This window comes from Albidovulum sediminicola (genome assembly GCF_025751575.1).
Classification (GTDB): domain Bacteria; phylum Pseudomonadota; class Alphaproteobacteria; order Rhodobacterales; family Rhodobacteraceae; genus Albidovulum; species Albidovulum sediminicola.
This window is the reverse complement of record NZ_JAOWLA010000001.1, coordinates 151,763-167,402: the sequence shown is the minus strand read 5'-3', so window position 1 is coordinate 167,402 and position 15,640 is coordinate 151,763. Positions and strand designations below refer to the sequence as shown.

The 15,640-nt window shown below is 66.5% G+C and carries 13 protein-coding genes; 5 read left to right on the top strand and 8 right to left on the bottom strand.

The genetic code is table 11. The features are described from left to right. The 3 genes from mnmE to OE647_RS00835 form a co-directional block, all read right to left on the bottom strand. Nucleotides 1-1,290 (bottom strand): tRNA uridine-5-carboxymethylaminomethyl(34) synthesis GTPase MnmE, encoded by a 1,290-nt coding sequence (mnmE, locus tag OE647_RS00845; protein WP_263719696.1) that lies wholly within the window; start codon nt 1,288-1,290, stop codon nt 1-3. A gap of 31 nt (nt 1,291-1,321) precedes the next feature. Beyond that, nucleotides 1,322-2,593 carry a transcription termination factor Rho gene (gene rho / locus OE647_RS00840; RefSeq protein ID WP_263719695.1) on the bottom strand — a complete coding sequence of 424 codons (1,272 nt, stop codon included), beginning with the start codon at nt 2,591-2,593 and terminating at the stop codon, nt 1,322-1,324. 125 nt (nt 2,594-2,718) lie between these two features. Beyond that, nucleotides 2,719-3,171, bottom strand: coding sequence for a CopD family protein (locus OE647_RS00835; RefSeq protein WP_263719694.1), 453 nt, complete (start codon nt 3,169-3,171; stop codon nt 2,719-2,721). 426 nt (nt 3,172-3,597) lie between these two features. On the opposite strand from OE647_RS00835, the gene OE647_RS00830 reads away from it, so the two are divergent. The 5 genes from OE647_RS00830 to OE647_RS00810 are packed head-to-tail and all read left to right on the top strand — an operon-like array spanning nt 3,598 to nt 7,146. After that, nucleotides 3,598-4,194 (top strand): Maf family protein, encoded by a 597-nt coding sequence (locus tag OE647_RS00830; RefSeq protein ID WP_263719693.1) that lies wholly within the window; start codon nt 3,598-3,600, stop codon nt 4,192-4,194. Then, the gene (locus tag OE647_RS00825) at nt 4,191-5,030 is read left to right on the top strand and encodes a shikimate dehydrogenase (RefSeq protein ID WP_263719692.1); all 840 of its coding nucleotides are present in this window, start codon (nt 4,191-4,193) and stop codon (nt 5,028-5,030) included. Before OE647_RS00830 ends, OE647_RS00825 begins: the two co-directional genes overlap by 4 nt. Continuing rightward, a complete protein-coding gene (gene coaE / locus OE647_RS00820) occupies nt 5,027-5,629 on the top strand; it encodes a dephospho-CoA kinase (RefSeq protein WP_263719691.1) in 603 nt (200 codons plus the stop codon). Before OE647_RS00825 ends, coaE begins: the two co-directional genes overlap by 4 nt. Next, nucleotides 5,622-6,317 (top strand): DNA polymerase III subunit epsilon, encoded by a 696-nt coding sequence (gene dnaQ, locus OE647_RS00815; protein WP_263719690.1) that lies wholly within the window; start codon nt 5,622-5,624, stop codon nt 6,315-6,317. Before coaE ends, dnaQ begins: the two co-directional genes overlap by 8 nt. Then, on the top strand, nt 6,289-7,146 hold the full coding sequence (locus OE647_RS00810; protein ID WP_263719689.1) for a YihY/virulence factor BrkB family protein: 858 nt from the start codon (nt 6,289-6,291) through the stop codon (nt 7,144-7,146). The genes dnaQ and OE647_RS00810 overlap by 29 nt, the downstream gene beginning before the upstream one ends. On the opposite strand, the gene OE647_RS00805 is transcribed toward OE647_RS00810, so the two are convergent. The 5 genes from OE647_RS00805 to OE647_RS00785 all read right to left on the bottom strand — a co-directional run bounded on the left by OE647_RS00805 (nt 7,143) and on the right by OE647_RS00785 (nt 15,609). Beyond that, nucleotides 7,143-10,652, bottom strand: coding sequence for a translocation/assembly module TamB domain-containing protein (locus tag OE647_RS00805; RefSeq protein ID WP_263719688.1), 3,510 nt, complete (start codon nt 10,650-10,652; stop codon nt 7,143-7,145). The two genes, OE647_RS00810 and OE647_RS00805, sit on opposite strands and share 4 nt — an antisense overlap. Further along, on the bottom strand, nt 10,652-12,469 hold the full coding sequence (locus OE647_RS00800; RefSeq protein WP_263719687.1) for an autotransporter assembly complex protein TamA: 1,818 nt from the start codon (nt 12,467-12,469) through the stop codon (nt 10,652-10,654). The genes OE647_RS00805 and OE647_RS00800 overlap by 1 nt, the downstream gene beginning before the upstream one ends. A 97-nt stretch (nt 12,470-12,566) precedes the next feature. Beyond that, the gene (locus OE647_RS00795) at nt 12,567-13,601 is read right to left on the bottom strand and encodes an ABC transporter substrate-binding protein (RefSeq protein ID WP_263719686.1); all 1,035 of its coding nucleotides are present in this window, start codon (nt 13,599-13,601) and stop codon (nt 12,567-12,569) included. Beyond that, on the bottom strand, nt 13,571-14,947 hold the full coding sequence (locus OE647_RS00790) for a sensor histidine kinase (protein ID WP_263719685.1): 1,377 nt from the start codon (nt 14,945-14,947) through the stop codon (nt 13,571-13,573). Before OE647_RS00790 ends, OE647_RS00795 begins: the two co-directional genes overlap by 31 nt. Beyond that, nucleotides 14,944-15,609, bottom strand: coding sequence for a response regulator transcription factor (locus tag OE647_RS00785; protein WP_263719684.1), 666 nt, complete (start codon nt 15,607-15,609; stop codon nt 14,944-14,946). The genes OE647_RS00790 and OE647_RS00785 overlap by 4 nt, the downstream gene beginning before the upstream one ends. Between the last annotated feature and the right edge of the window lie 31 nt (nt 15,610-15,640).

Below are 15,640 nucleotides of genomic sequence, written 5' to 3'. Positions count from 1 at the left end.
CTACTTGCCGATGCAAAAGCTGGAGAAGATCTGGTCCAGCAAGTCTTCCACATCAACCCTGCCCACAAGCGAATCGAGCGCCCGAATCGCTCCGCGCAGATTCTCCGACGCCAATTCGGCACGGTCCGGGCCGTTCCTTACCTCAAGTTCTGCGGATTCCAAAGCCACAAGCGCCCGGCCGATCGCCGCCCTGTGCCGCTCCCGTGTGATCAGACCGGCCCCCGACGCGCGTTCCGCCGCCCGGCTACCAATCTCGGCGACGAGCGCGTCCAGCCCCTCGCCCGTCTTGCCGGACACCGAAAGCCCGCCAGTCATCACGCCGGCAAGGTCGGATTTGCCCTGCACCATGATATCGCCTTCCCGGGGCTGAAGAAGCGGCGTTTCCTCACCATCCCCCAGAAAGACCCTCAAATCGGCAAGTTCCGCCCGCTCCAAGGCGCGCTCAATGCCGATCCCCTCCACGACGTCCTCGGTCTCCCGCAGCCCAGCGGTGTCCAGAAGCAGCACCGCGAAACCGCCAAGATCCATCCGGACCTCGATCACATCGCGGGTGGTACCGGCGTGTTCCGAGGTGATCGCGGCCTCGCGCCCGGCAAGTGCGTTCAGCAGGGTCGACTTGCCCGCATTGGGGCGACCGACGATGGCCACTTCGAAGCCCTCGCGGATCATCTCTGCGGCGCCGTAGCCAGCAAGCTGCCGGGTGAGATCCGCCCTGACATCGGCGATCAGAGACAGAACCTCCGGGGCGACATCCACCGGAACATCCTCATCCGCAAAGTCGATCGTCGCCTCGATCAGAGCCGCAGCACGGATGAGGGCGCTGCGCCACTCCTCCGCCTTGGCGCCGACCTTCCCCGACAGCACGCGCAGCGCCTGCCGGCGTTGAGCTTCGGTCTCGGCCTCGATCAGGTCTGAAAGACCCTCGACCTGCGCCAGGTCGATCCGCCCGTTCTCCAGCGCCCGGCGCGTGAACTCCCCTGGCTCTGCCAACCGCAAACCGGGTAGTCGCGATAGCGCTGCGAGGACGGCGGCAACCGTCGCGGTTGCGCCATGAACGTGAAGCTCGACCGTTTCCTCGCCGGTAAAGCTCGCGTCCGCCGCGAAACAAAGCACCACCGCCTCGTCCAGGATGTCACCATCCTCGACAAGACGGCGTAGTCCCGCCCGGCGCGGCTCCGGCAGGCTGCCGGCCAATGACCGCGCCGCTGGAAACGCGTCCGGCCCTGAGATCCGAATGACCGCAACACCCGATTTTCCCCTTGCGGAAGCAAGGGCATAGATCGTGTTCATTTCCTATAACCTATTGTTTTATAACAACAAGTCAGGCGTTCATGGAGTCGAAGAACTCTCCGTTCGTCTTCGTCTGCTTGAGCTTCGAGATCAAGAACTCTATGGCATCCGTGGTCCCCATCGGGTTCAGGATGCGGCGCAGGACATAGGTCTTCTGCAGGTCCTTCGAGTCGACCAGCAGATCCTCCTTCCGGGTCCCGGACTTGAGGATATCCATCGCCGGGAAGACGCGCTTGTCGGCCACTTTGCGATCCAGCACGATCTCGGAGTTGCCGGTGCCCTTGAACTCCTCGAAGATGACCTCGTCCATCCGGCTGCCGGTGTCGATCAGGGCGGTCGCGATGATGGTCAGCGACCCGCCTTCCTCGATATTCCGCGCGGCACCGAAGAAGCGCTTGGGCCGCTGCAACGCGTTGGCGTCGACACCGCCGGTCAGAACCTTGCCCGATGACGGCACGACCGTGTTGTAGGCCCGGCCGAGGCGCGTGATCGAGTCGAGCAGGATGACGACATCGCGCTTGTGCTCCACCAGCCGCTTGGCCTTCTCGATGACCATCTCCGCGACCGCGACGTGCCGAGTGGCCGGTTCGTCAAAGGTCGAGGAGATCACCTCGCCGCGCACAGACCGCTGCATGTCGGTCACTTCCTCGGGGCGTTCGTCGATCAGCAGGACGATCAGGTAGCACTCAGGATGGTTCTTCTCGATCGAATGCGCGATGTTTTGCAGTAGCACCGTCTTGCCGGTACGCGGCGGCGCCACGATCAGCCCGCGCTGGCCCTTGCCGATCGGCGCCACGAGGTCGATGATCCGGGCAGAGCGGTCACGGATCGTCGGATCCTCGATCTCCATCTTAAGCCGTTCATCGGGGTAAAGCGGGGTGAGGTTGTCGAAGGCGACCTTGTGGCGCGCCTTGTCCGGGTCCTCGAAGTTGATGCGGGTGACCTTGGTCAGCGCAAAATAGCGCTCGTTCTCGCCCGGCGCGCGGATCACGCCCTCGACCGTGTCGCCAGTGCGGATCGAATACTGCCGGATCATGTCCGGGCTGACGTAGATGTCATCGGGACCCGGAAGATAGTTCGCTTCAGGCGACCGCAGGAAGCCGAAGCCGTCCTGAAGCACTTCCAGAACGCCGTCCCCGCCGACCTCATACCCCTCATCGGCGTATTCGCGCAGGATCGAGAACATCATCTCGCCCTTGCGCATGGTCGAGGCGTTCTCGATCTCCAGCTCTTCGGCCATCGCAAGAAGGTCGGCGGGGCTCTTGGCCTTCAGGTCGGCAAGGTTCAGGCGGTCCTGGTGCATGGAAAACTCACATCGCGGCGCCACGCATCGGGGCGCAAGGCAGTGTCAAAGGGGAAACGCCGGTGGCCGGACGGCCGGGCTAAGGCCGCACTTACACGCTTTGCCCGCGCGGAGTCAACAAACGCTCAGAATTTCAGGACCACAGAGAAGACAATCACGATCAGCAGAAGCGTCGGGACCTCGTTCATGATCCGGTACTGCCGGCCGGTGCGCGTGTTCTCTCCCGCCAGGAACTCCTTGCGGCGATAGCCCAGCCAGTGATGGAACCAGGTCATGCCGGTGATGCCGACGGCCTTCGTCCAGGGCCAGACCTCATCCCAGTAGACACCCGCCTGCGGGGTGAAGACCAGCGCGATGCCGAAGACCCAGGTCGCGACCATCGCCGGGTTCATGATCGCCCGCAGCAGCCGGCGCTCCATCGTCTGGAACAGTGCATCGGTCTCCGACCCCGCTGCCACCGCCTCGACGTGATAGACGAAGAGGCGCGGCAGATAGAACAGGCCCGCCATCCAGGCCACGACCGACACGATGTGAAGCGCCTTGGTCCAGGGATAATACGTTGCGAGCAGGTCGGTCATTTCAATGCATGTCCACAGGATCGAGATGTCTCTTCCTACAAAATCACAAATAGAAAAGAAAAGATGATGATGATGTAGGACCTGTGGAAAGGCTGGATAAGGCGCGTACGCGAAGGGTTTTCCACACCAGGCAGGCCCTGTGAATAACTAAGGGACAACTTATTGATTGCTATGAAATAACCAAAATAGCTATTATTTTCAATTGCTTGATACTCAAGTATCGCATCTGACTTGTGGATAATACTCCCTGAAAAGCGCTCTGTCGCCGTTACTCACAGTCCTGGGAAAAGAAAGCACACCTGTGGGGACATGGCCCCGGATGTCTTGACAAACCGGCCTCTTGGGCGACAACTCCGCCAATTGCTGAAGAAAGGGCGGGATTTCAGCCGTTTGCACAGGCGTCATCCCTAGATGTATCCACAGCCGATGACCGATCTCATCCTTGCCTCCGGTTCCCAGATACGCGCAGCGCTCCTGCGGAACGCGGGGCTTGCCATCGAAACCCAGCCCGCCCGCGTCGATGAAGAAGCCATCCGCGCCGCCCTTCAGGCTGAGGGCGCGAGCCCTCGCGATATCGCCGACGCGCTCGCCGAGGCGAAGGCCGCCAAGGTTTCCGCCCGCCATCCCGGCACCATGGTCCTGGGCGCCGACCAGGTACTGGAATGCGAAGGTCGGCTCTTCTCGAAACCCGAAAGCATCGAGGAAGCGCGGGCCCAGCTTAGCGACCTTCGGGGCCGCTCGCACCGGCTTCTGTCGGCCGCTGTCGTCTTTCGCGACGGCGAGCCGCTCTGGCGTCACGTCGGAACGGTCCGGCTGACGATGCGGAGCTTCTCGGACGACTATCTTGACGCCTATCTGGCACGGAACTGGGACAGCGTCCGGCACAGCGTCGGCGCCTACAAGCTGGAGGAGGAAGGCGTGCGCCTGATGTCACGGATCGAGGGAGATTACTTCAATGTCCTTGGCCTTCCTCTGCTCGAACTCTTGACCTGGCTTTCGGTTCGGGGCGACATCGCATCATGACCGACCATCCTCGCATCCCGCTTGCCGGCGTCATCGGGTCACCGATCGCGCATTCGAAATCGCCGCGTCTCCACGGCCATTGGCTCAAGACCTATGGCATCAAGGGCCATTACATCCCGATGGACGTCGCGCAGGCGGATCTGAAGGAGGTGCTCGGGGCGCTTCCTAAGGCCGGCTTCGTCGGATTGAACGTGACGATCCCGCACAAGGAAAGCGTTCTGGCGCTTGCCGATATCGTGACGGATCGCGCGGCGCTGATCGGGGCGGCGAATACGCTGATTTTCCGGGCGGACGGCAAGATCCATGCTGACAACACCGATGGCCACGGCTTCATCGCCAATCTTCGCCAGAACGCGCCGGGCTGGCGGGCCGAGGCGGGGCCGGCGGCGGTGATTGGCGCCGGCGGGGCCGCGCGTGCGGTAGTTGCCGCGCTACTGGACGCAGGCGCCCCGAAGGTTCGCATCGCGAACCGGACCCGCGCCCGCGCGGATGTGATCCGGTCCGAATTCGGCGCCCGCGTCGTCGTCTACGATTGGGTGAAGGCCGGAAACATGATGGAGGACGCGGCGACCGTCGTGAACACCTCCTCGCTCGGAATGGTGGGAAAGCCGGACCTTCGCGTCCCGCTTGACGCGCTTTCGCCCTCAGCCGTCGTCAACGACCTGGTCTACACGCCTCTGCGCACCGCCTTCCTGGACGCCGCCGAAGAGATCGGCTGCACCACGGTCGATGGCCTCGGCATGCTGCTGCATCAGGCGGCGCCCGGGTTCGAGCGCTGGTTCGGCAAGCGCCCCGAGGTCGACCAGATGACGCGCGATGTGGTCCTGAGGGGATGAACCGGCCCTTCCTTCTGGGGCTGACCGGGTCCATCGGAATGGGAAAGTCCACGACCGCCGCGATGTTTCGCGACGCGGGCGTATCGGTCTGGGATGCCGACGCGGCCGTCCACCGTCTTTATGCCGCGGGCGGGGCAGCGGTGCCCGCGATCGCAGCACTCTGCCCGGATGCCATCGTGGCGGGGGCGGTCGATCGGGCGCGGCTGAAGGACTGGATCGCCACCGACCCGACGGCGCTTCGCCAGATCGAGGCGGCCGTCCATCCGCTTGTCGCCGAGGATCGCGCGGCCTTTATCGCCCGGGCTGCGCACGCAGGCGCCGCGCTTGTTGTCCTCGACATCCCGCTGCTGTTTGAAACTGGCGCCGACCGCACGGTGGACGCGACACTTGTGGTCAGCGTCCCGGCCGATATCCAGCGCGCCCGTGTCCTGGCGCGCCCAGGGATGACCGCCGAGCAACTGGACCTGATCCTTGCCCGCCAGATGCCCGATGAGCAAAAGCGCGCCCGCGCGACGCATGTGATCGAAACACGCGACCTTGAAGAGACCCGTGAAGCCGTGCGAAACCTGATCGGGAAGATCGGGGCAGAAGATGCGTGAAATCGTTCTGGATACCGAAACCACGGGTTTCGAACCGGCCGAGGGCCACAGGATCGTCGAAATCGGCGCGATCGAGCTTTTCAACCATGTGCCCACGGGGCGCACCTATCACCAATACATCAACCCCGAACGCGGCATGCCGAACGAGGCGTTCGAGGTTCACGGGCTTGGCGACGATTTCCTGCGCGACAAGCCAAAGTTCGGGCAGATCGCCACGGCCTTCCTGGACTTCATCGGCGGCGATTCCCGCCTCGTGATCCACAACGCCGCCTTCGACATGAAATTCCTGAACGCGGAGCTGAACTGGGCCGGGCACACGATCATCGCGATGGACCGGGCGCTCGATACCGTGGCGATGGCGCGGCGGAAGTTTCCCGGATCTCCGGCGTCTCTGGATGCGCTTTGCCGCCGCTTCGGGATCGACAACTCGTCGCGTGAAAAGCACGGCGCGCTTCTCGACAGCGAACTGCTGGCGGAAGTCTACCTTGAATTGATCGGCGGGCGGCAACCCGACTTCGCGCTCTCGGTCGGACCGGCGGCAACCGAAGGGCCGCGCGCGCAGGCCGATTGGCGCCCGCGCGCCCGCCCGGTGCCTTTGCCGTCCCGCCTGACCGAGGCAGAGGCCGCCGCGCACAGAAACTTCGTGGCGGGGCTTGGCGATGGGGCGGTCTGGAAACGCTTCGAATAATCACGACAGGTTCAGCACGGCCGAGCTTCTTCGCGCCGTCTGGACCGCGACAGGGGATCGACACCTGTCCCTGATCGCGGCTGGCGTCGCCTTCTATTCGATGCTGGCGATCTTTCCCGGGATGGTGGCGCTGATCGCGCTGTGGAGCGTTTTCGCCGACCCGTCGGTCATCGACTACTACCTTGTGTCGATCCGTGACCTCATCCCCGCCGCGGCCTATGACGTGATCGAAGGCCAGTTGAGCGCGCTTTTGAGGACCGGCGGCACCACCACCGGCTGGACGACGACGCTGTCGCTTGTCATCGCGCTCTACTCGGTTCACTCCGGCGTTGATGCGCTCGTCGCCGGGCTTCACGCGGTCCACGATCAGCGGCGTCGGCCCGTCCTGCTGCGCCTCGTCGGGACCATTGCGCTGACGGCACTCCTCTTTGCGCTTCTCTTTGCCGCGCTTACGACTGTTGTCGCGGTGCCGATCGCGCTCAACTTCATTACCGTCGGCCCGTTGGAGAGCGCGATCCTGACCGTCCTGCCCTGGGTGGTCCTGACGCTCGTCGTCATGTCCGCGCTTCTGATTTTCTACCGTTTCGGCCCCAGCGCCTCCGATCGGGTTCGGACCTATGTGCTTCCCGGCGCAATCCTCGCGGCCGTGACCTGGGCGGCCGGATCGGTCGGATTCTCCGCCTACCTGACCTATTTCGCGAACTACAACCGCATCTACGGCTCGATCGGCGCGGTGATCGCGCTTCTGGTCTGGCTCTACATGTCGGCCTATGTCGTTCTTTTCGGCGCGGTGGTGAATGCGGAGCTGACGCGAAGCCGCAGGCGCTAATAGTCCTTCTCGAAAAAAATCCCGAGCCCGGTCGTCCCGTCCGATCCGACCGTGCCGCGCGCCTTCAGACCCTTGCGGATGTCGAGGTTCAGGTTGATCTCCGACTTGCCCTCGCTGTCGACGGAGAGATCCGTGTAGACTTTTTCCGAGATGTACTTGCCCGCGCGCAGCGTCGTGCCGCCGGTTTCGTCGGTGGACACATCAAGATCGTCCACACCAAGCGAGCTGCGCAGGCGCCCGATGATCCCCTCGCCGCCCTTACCCGTCAGCGTCGCGACCGCCGAGGCCAACTGCGCGGCCTGGAAGACCGAAAGCGTCTGAACGCCGCGGCCGAACAGCAGTTGCGACACGACCTCTTCCTCCGGCAGTTCCGGGGAGGAGGAGAAACGGATCTCCGGCGCCGTGGCCGGGCCCTCGATCGTGACCGTCGTCGTGACGGTGTCGCTCTGATGGGTTGCGACGAAGCGCAGATAGGGTTCCAGCGCGCCGCGCATCTCGACCAGCCCTTCGGTGATGGTCAGGCGCTTGGTCAGGATGTCGAGCCGCCCCCGGATCAGCTCGAACTGGCCCGCCGGGACGATGCTCGCTGTGGTCCCGCCCAGGAGGAGCGAACCGCCAAGCTCCGCGTCGAGCCCCCGGCCGCGCACGAATATCCGCTGCGGCGCGTTGATGCGCAGATCCATGCGCATGGCGTGGGCGGGACCCCTCGTCTCCGCCGCGGCCCCGGCAAGCCCGGCCCGCGCCCGGCTGGCGCGTACGCGGGCGGGTTCGGCCAGATGCGCGATCTCGGGAATGGATCGGGTCGCGCCGAAGCTCGCGGTTGCGACGCGGATATCGGTCTGCGCCAAGTCGATCGTTCCCTCGATGGCACCGCCCCGGGCCAGGGGCCCCGACAGCCGGACGGTGCCGCTGGCCTCGGTCTGGAAAAGCTGCGGATCGCGCAGCGCGGCCCTGTCGAGCGTCAGCGTCAGATCGGCATCAAGCCCCGGTGACAGGGCGATGCTGCCCTGCGCCTCAAGGCGGCCTCCATCGCGAAAGCCGCCCGCCGCGGAAAGCCCAAGCCTGCCTGCGGACAGATCCGCCTGCGCGGCAAGGCCTTCCACCGCGACGAAGACGGTGGGGTCGGCCAGTCGCATGCCCTCGGTCGAGATCCGGCCCGACAGCGCGGACAAGGCAGGCGGACCATCCATCGCAAGGTCGAAGCGCACGACGCCGGAGGCCGCGCGCGGGGCGATGAAGCTGTTGGCGGCCTCTGCCCGAAGCTGGCCCCGGGCGGCAAGCGTGGCGCGGGAAAGATCTGGCGCGACCTCACCCGCAAGGCGCGCGTCGATCCCGCCGGGCCCGGTCACGGCCATGTCGATCCCGAAGGTTTCACCCTGCCGGACGGTCCCGGACAGCGCCGTCGGCCCCGGCAGTTCCGGCACGAAGATCGTTGTGTCGGCCAGGCGCGCCTCTGCCCGCAAGGTCTCCGGGTCCTCCGGCAAGGGTGCAAGCGTGGCGGTCAATTCCCGCGTTGCAAGCTCCAGGCGGTCCAGGCGCAGACGTTCCCCGCGTTGGGTCAGGGCAATCTCGGCGCGCCCCTCACCGGCCATGACCCGGTTCAACGCGGGATTGCCAAGCCTTGCATCGACGGTTCGGAGCGTGGCTTCGATGTGACGTGCATCGACTTCCTCGGTGAGCCTGACCTTGGCCGAGGCCGCACCACCGAAGCGATCCCGCACCCGGCCCAGGTCATCGATCGACAGATCCGCCGACAGGTCCGTGGCGCCGGCCGCAATCCGGCCCGCCGCGCTGGCGGAAAAGCCCGTGGCCTCAATCGCCGCGCTTTTCAGGTCCAGATCCTCTGCCTGCCCGGCGATTTCGGCCGCAAAGGTCGTCGCGCCGGTCAGGAGCCGGTCAAGCTCCTCGATCCCCAGCCGAAGATCGGTGCCGGTCCCGCCCAGCCGCGCCGCGACCTCGCCCGTCCCCAGGTCAAGCCCGCCGGAGATTGCCAGCGTCGCGGAACCGCGCAGGTCCATCCCGCTGATCGCGGCAAACCGCGCAAGATCGCGGGCCGCGAGGTTTGCGTCGGTGGTGAGGCTTTCCCCCGCCAGCGCCGCGCGACCCGAGATCGTATAGTCCTCACCCGACAGGACAACGACCGGAAGGCGCAGCGCACCGCCTTTCTGCCAGGAAAACACCGTGCGGCCGCTCAGCGTCGCGCCAACGGCGGCGGACAGCCGGTCATCCCCCGCCGTGAGCCCATCGACCGCCAGCGTGACGGTCCCGCCCGCCCGCGCCGGGGCGATGCGGCCCGATCCGTCAAGCGTGATCTGGCCGACCGAAACCTCCGCCCGGCGCAGCCCGTTCACGGTCCCGTCCAGCGCCCAGCCCTCATCCCGGGCGGCGTCGAAGGCAACCCGCAGATCGGCCCCCGTCACCGTCGTCTCCGGTCCCGGAATCGGCAGCACGATGGCGCCGCCCTCGCCGCTGGTCAGGACGATCTCCGCCTTGACCCGGCGCGGGGCGCCATCCGCCGCCAAGGCCGCCTCGCCCGAAAGCGTCAGGGCCTGTGAGGCGATGTCGAGCATGGAGAGTTCGAGCCGGCCATCGCCAAGGCGTTGTCCCCTGGCGCGAAGATGCGCCTCGGCTCCGAAGAACGGGCGGTAGGCGGGCTCGAACAGGGGGGTGACATCACCCGAGAGATCCACGCTCACCCGCTGGCCCTTGTCGAAGTCGCCACCCCTGGCGCCGAAGCCGATCTGTCCAGTCAGGCGCGGCGCCCCATCCGTCGAAAGCGCCACATCGGCCAGGAAATCGGCCACGGGGCCGCCGCCGTTCAGGGCAAGAACGATCGACGGCTCCCCCGGCAATCCCGCAAGCCGCGCGACGATACCGCCCTTGCCCTCCGAGGCCAGCAGGTCGAGCGCGGCGCGTCTGGAGGCGTTCGAATAGCGCGCCGTCAGGGAAAAGGCGCCGGTCGTGCCGCCATCGGTGCGGGTGGCCTTGAACTCTGCCTCGCCATCCCCGCCTTCAAGGCTGGCCGACCCCTCCGCCTGGAAGGCCAGCGCCTCGCCCAGGATATCCGCGCCCAGTGCCACCCGGTCAGCCCGCAACTGGCCGATCCGGACCGCGACAGGCAGTTCGGGCAGCGCGAAGACTTGGCTTGCCGTGGGTTCCCCTGACGGCGCACCGCCCGGCCGGCGGGCCACATCGATATCGCGGGCGGTCATCTCCGCGATCTCGACCCGGCCGGACAGAAGTGCCGTCCGGTTCCAGGCGAGGGCCCCGCCCTCGATCGTCAGCCAGATGCCAAGATCGTCCGCGATGGTCAGCCGCTCGAACGTCGCGCGGGACGACAAGGCGCCCGCGAAGCCGTCGATGCGGACCTCCCGCCCGGCGCCCGACAGGTTGTCCTCCAGGAAGTTGGTCAGAAAGCCCTTGTCCTCGGCCGAGGCGGCGCTGTCCTGCGCGGGGGCAGCGAGGGGCCAGAGGGCCAGGGCCAATGCCAGAACACGCAGCCGCATCAGAACGCCTGCCCGATGCCGATATAGATCTGAACGCCGTTCCCGGTATCACCGGAAACAGGCGCGGCCACATCAAGCCGGATCGGACCCAAGCCCGTGTTGTAGCGCATGCCGAGACCCGCGCCGGAATGCCAGCGCCCGGCCCCGAACCCCTCGGCCCCGACGAAACCGGTGTCGTAGAATCCCACGACCGAGAAGGTTTCATTGATCCGCGCCCGGACCTCTGCCGAGAGCGCGGCGAAACTCTTGCCCCCGGTTTCGTAGCTGAGCGTTCCCAGCGTCTGGGTGACGCCCAGCGATTGGTAGGGCTGCCCGCGCACCGTTCCCCCGCCACCGGAGAAGAACAGATAATCCGGCGGCGTATCCTCAAGCGCCGGGCCGAAGACCGCCCCGATCTGCGCGCGCCCCGCGATCACCACGCGGTCTTCGGCACCGAAACCCCGGTAGGCCCGCGCGTCTGCCTTGACCTGCGCGCCCGATCCCGTTGTGCCGAAGCCCAGGAAGGGCGTGGTCCCGGCGCTGAGGTAGAAGCCTGAGGTCGCATCAAGCGTGCTGTCGCGCCGGTCCCATTCCAGCGTGACGGGAAGGGCAAGCTGCTTATAGTCGATGCTGGCGCCCAGAACCTCGGCGCGGGCATAGGTGTACTGAAGGCCGGCCTCGGCCTTCAGTTCGGGGCTGAAGATATGGCTCAGACCCGCCCCGACCGCGTAGCTGTCGATCAGCAGGTCGACCAGATTGTAGCGCTCCGCCTCTGCGGTCAGGAACAGCGAGGTGTCCGGGGTCAGCGTCGCCGGCCGGTCGAAGCGCGCCGCAAGGCGGTAGCCCGTTTCCCCCGCATCGCCCGCGATACTGGCAATCTCCCCGTCGATGCGCAGCCGTTCCGCGCCGCCGAGAAGGTTCCGGTGCAGCCAGAAGGCGCTCAGATCGACGCCTTGGGAGTTCGAGATCTCGGCCCCGAACCCGAAACGCCGGGGCGCCTCCTCGGCGACCGAGATCGCGATGTCGAGCGTGCCGTCGGGGTTGGGCTCTTCGGCCTCGCTTGTCGCGACGGAGCGGAAGACGCCCGTGCGCCTGAGCCGCGTCACGACCTTGTCCAACGCATCGGGATCGAAGGTCTCGCCCTCGGGGAAGCCCGCGATCTCGTACATCCGGTCGGTGCGCATACGCTCCTGTCCCTGGATGGCAAGTTTTCCGAACCTCAGTTTCGGACCCGGTTCCAGCAGGATCAGCGCGTCGAGCGTGCTTGCGCGGTGATCGGCCACGATCTCCTGATCCGCGATGCGTGCCTTGGCGTGGCCGATTGCACGCCAGCCCTCGACGCCGGCGTCCGCCGCATCCGCGATCGCGGTCGAATAGGCGGGCCGGGTGTCGCGATAGGCAGGCGGCAGCTTCGTGCCCCGGGCATAGGGCCGCATCCGCGCCGCGCCAAAATGGAACTGCGGACCCGGCTCCACCCGGATTGCCGCGCCAGAGATCTTTTCGGGCACGTCAAGCGGGGCGATCTCCGCCGCCTCGGATCCGTTCAGCGTGATATGGATGACGCCGCTGTAATAGCCCTGGGCGTAAAGCGCGCCGGTGATGCGGGCATAATCCTCGCGCGCGGCGGCAAGGATCTCGGACGGGTCGCCGCGCCCATCCTCGTGCAACTGCCGCAGTAGCGACGCCGACATCAAATCGCCGCGCAGGTCCCCGTCCGCGCCCGGGGTCAGGAACTCAAACTGTTCGAGCGCACCGGCCGGCAGGGAAGCGCCGGTCAAAAGCAGGGCCGAAACCGCGGCACCGGCGGCAAGGCGCCGAAATGGACGACGGGCGCGCAACGATCCCCCCTGACTCACTCGAAAGCACGCTTCCATCATGCAAGTTTCCGCCGGGATTACCAGAAGCGCCCCGGGAGAACGAGCGCCCTGCCGCCGATCACTTTTGCGACATGGCGGAGGACCACTCCTCCAGGAAGGCTTCCCGCTTGAGCTGGTCCAGGTAGACGAGCAGGCCCGCGTCCAATCGGATCGGGCGCAGATGCGGGCGCGCCGACAGCGCCGCCTCGTCAATGGGGGGAAGGCCCGCGCGGTCGCGGATCAGCGCCTGCCCCGCCGCGCTGAGGAGGAAGTCGAGGAACGCGCCCCCGCCTTCGGGGTTGACGGCGTTGGCGGGAATGAACCCGGTGCGCAACAGGGTCAACGTGAAGTCCGCGAACTCGACCACGACGCCATCGGCGTCGGATTCGAGCCGCGGCCCGGCGTAGCTGCCCAGCACGTTGTAGGCCAGCGCTAGCCTTCCCGCCTTCAGGTCGCGGATCATGTCGAGGGATGAGGAATAAAGCCGTGGCGAAAGCCCGCCCGCGACCTCGGCGAGCCGCCAGAAGCTGTCCGATTGCCGCGCCTCCTGCGTGGCGAACAGATAACCGGCACCCGAGGCGCGCGGGTCGTAGGTCCCGATCCGTCCGCGAAAGACCTCCGGGTGGTCGCGGAGCAGTTCGGTCAGGTCGCGCCGTGTCTGCGGGACCGGCAGCCCCTGAAGGCCGCGCCGTGAGGCAATCAGCACGACGCTTTCCTGCGCGAAGGCGAAGATCTGGTCGCGCCAGCGCGCCCATTGTGGAAGCCGCCCCGTCTGGGGCGATGTGTAATCGGCCGCAAAGCCGTCGTTGGCGAGCTTCATCTGAAGGTCCATCGCCGAGGAAATCACCAGGTCGAAGGCCGCCCCATCTCTGTCCAGGGCGGCAAAGACCTCCTGGCTGGAGGCCACGACATAGCGCAGCGCGGTATCGGGGTGGGCGGTCTGAAACGCCTCGATCGCGGGGCGCAGGACATCGGTATCCGTCGTGGAGAGGACCGAGACGCTGCGGGCCTCCGCCCCTCGCGCGGCAAAGACCTCCTCCTCCTCGGTCTCAAAGGCCGCAGCAGGGCAGGTCATCAGGACCATCACCGCAAGGGCAGTAGCAATTCGGCGCATGTGCCGCCCCCTTCCCGTTCTCTCAGGCGGAAGCTGCCGCCGTGAATCTCCGCGACCTCCTCGACGATGGTCAGGCCCAGACCCGATCCGACCACGTCGCCGACATTGTCGCCGCGCGCAAAGCGGCGGGTGAGGTCATCGGCGGGCCGCCCGCCCAGCCCGCGCCCGCGGTCCTTGACCAGGACCGAGACATTGTCCCCGCGCAGATCGAGGCCAAGTTCGATCACGCCCTCGGGTGGCGAATACTTGATCGCGTTGTCGATCAGGTTGCGCAGCGCGCTTTCCAACAAGAGCCGATCGCCCTGGACAAGCACTGGACTTTCGGCACCCTTGAGTTCCAGCGCCAGATCGCGCAACTCCGCCGTGGGGCCGTGGAAGCGCACGAGGCCGTGCAGCAGCTTCGCCAGGTCCACCGGTCCGTCCGCCAGCCGATCGGACCGGTAAACAACCGTCGCGTGATCCAGAAGCTGGCTGGCCGAGCGGCTGCTTTCCTCGACCGCCCGGATCACCGCGCGCAAGGCCGCGCGCGCGGCATCGGTCTCGGACTGGCGCAGCGCGATCTCGGCCCGCGTCCGCACCGTCGCCAGTGGCGTGCGGATATGGTGGGCTGCTTCGGCGATGAAGGTTTCCGTGCGGCTGAGCGCACCCCGAAGGCGTGCGATGAACCCGTTGAGCGACGCGATCAGTGGCCGCAACTCGATCGGCGCGGGGTGATCGACCGCGCGCAGGTCGTGGGGACCCCGGCGGCCGACGGCCTCGGCCAGCCGGTTGATCGGGCGCAGCACGCTACCGGCGGTCAGCATCGACAGAAGCGCCGCAAAGGCAAAGACCGCAAGCCCGATGGCGGCCGCGAGGTTCGCGGTGCGCTGGGCGATGGCCTCTTGCCCCTGCCGGGTCTGTGCGACGGCCACCGTCACCAGGATTGGCTTGCGGTTCACCAGCACCGTGCGGGAGGTTGCCGCCACTCGCACCGCCGCCGCGCGATAGGTCGTCGAATAAAAGGCGGGTTCGACCGCCGCGGCCTCGTCCGCGGGCATCGGAAGGTCGGGGTAGCCGGTCAGCGTCTCGCCATTCGCATCGACCCGGTAGAAGATCCGGTCGTCGCTGATGGAGCCGAGGATCGAAAACGCCTCATAGGGCAGATCCAGGCTCACGCCCGTTTCCGAACCCTGAAGGCGCTCGGCGATGGCGAGCGTCGCCGCGCCCAGGACACCATCCTGTGTCGCCTCGGCGGCGGAGTTCGCGACGGTTCGGACGGTAAGGTAAAGAAGGATCGCCAGGGCCGCCGCAATGCCCAGGAGCTGCAGGACCAGCCGCCGGCGCAGGGACAGCGGCGCGCCGGTCATTCCTGAACCAGCCGGTAGCCGATGCCGCGCACCGTTTCGATCCGCGCGCCCGACCCTTCAAGCTTCTTGCGCAAGCGCCCGACATAGACCTCGATTGCGTTGTCGGTGACAGCCTCGGCATAGGAGAAAAGCCGGTCGCAAAGCTGCGCCTTGGAAAAGATGCGGTCGGGCGCGGAGAGCAGGATCTCCATCAGCCGAAGCTCGCGGTTGCGCAGTTCGCGCACGTCCTCGCCGACGCAAAGCGTGGCGGTCAGGGGGTTGAAGGTCAGGCCCGCGAAGCTTCGAACGGTCTGAAGCGCGCTGCCCCGGCGGCGCAGGACGGCGCGGCAGCGCGCCTCCAGCTCGGCGAAGTCGAAGGGTTTGGTCACGTAATCGTCGGCGCCGAGGTCAAGGACATCGACGCGGTCCGACACCGCTGCGCGCGCCGTCATGACGATGATCGGGGTATCGCGGCCGGCGCGGCGCTCGGATTTCAGGAAGTCGCGCCCGTCGCCGTCCGGCAGGGAAATATCCAGCAGGATCAAGTCGTAAGTGGCCGCGCCCAGGCAGTCACGCGCATCCGAAAGACAGGCGGCCGGGTCGACCGCATGCCCGTCCAGCCGCAGCCGTTCGGCGACCGAGCGGGACAGTTCCGGATTATCCTCGACAAGCAGGAAACGCATCGCTCCTCCGGGGTGACAGGTTCGTGTCAGC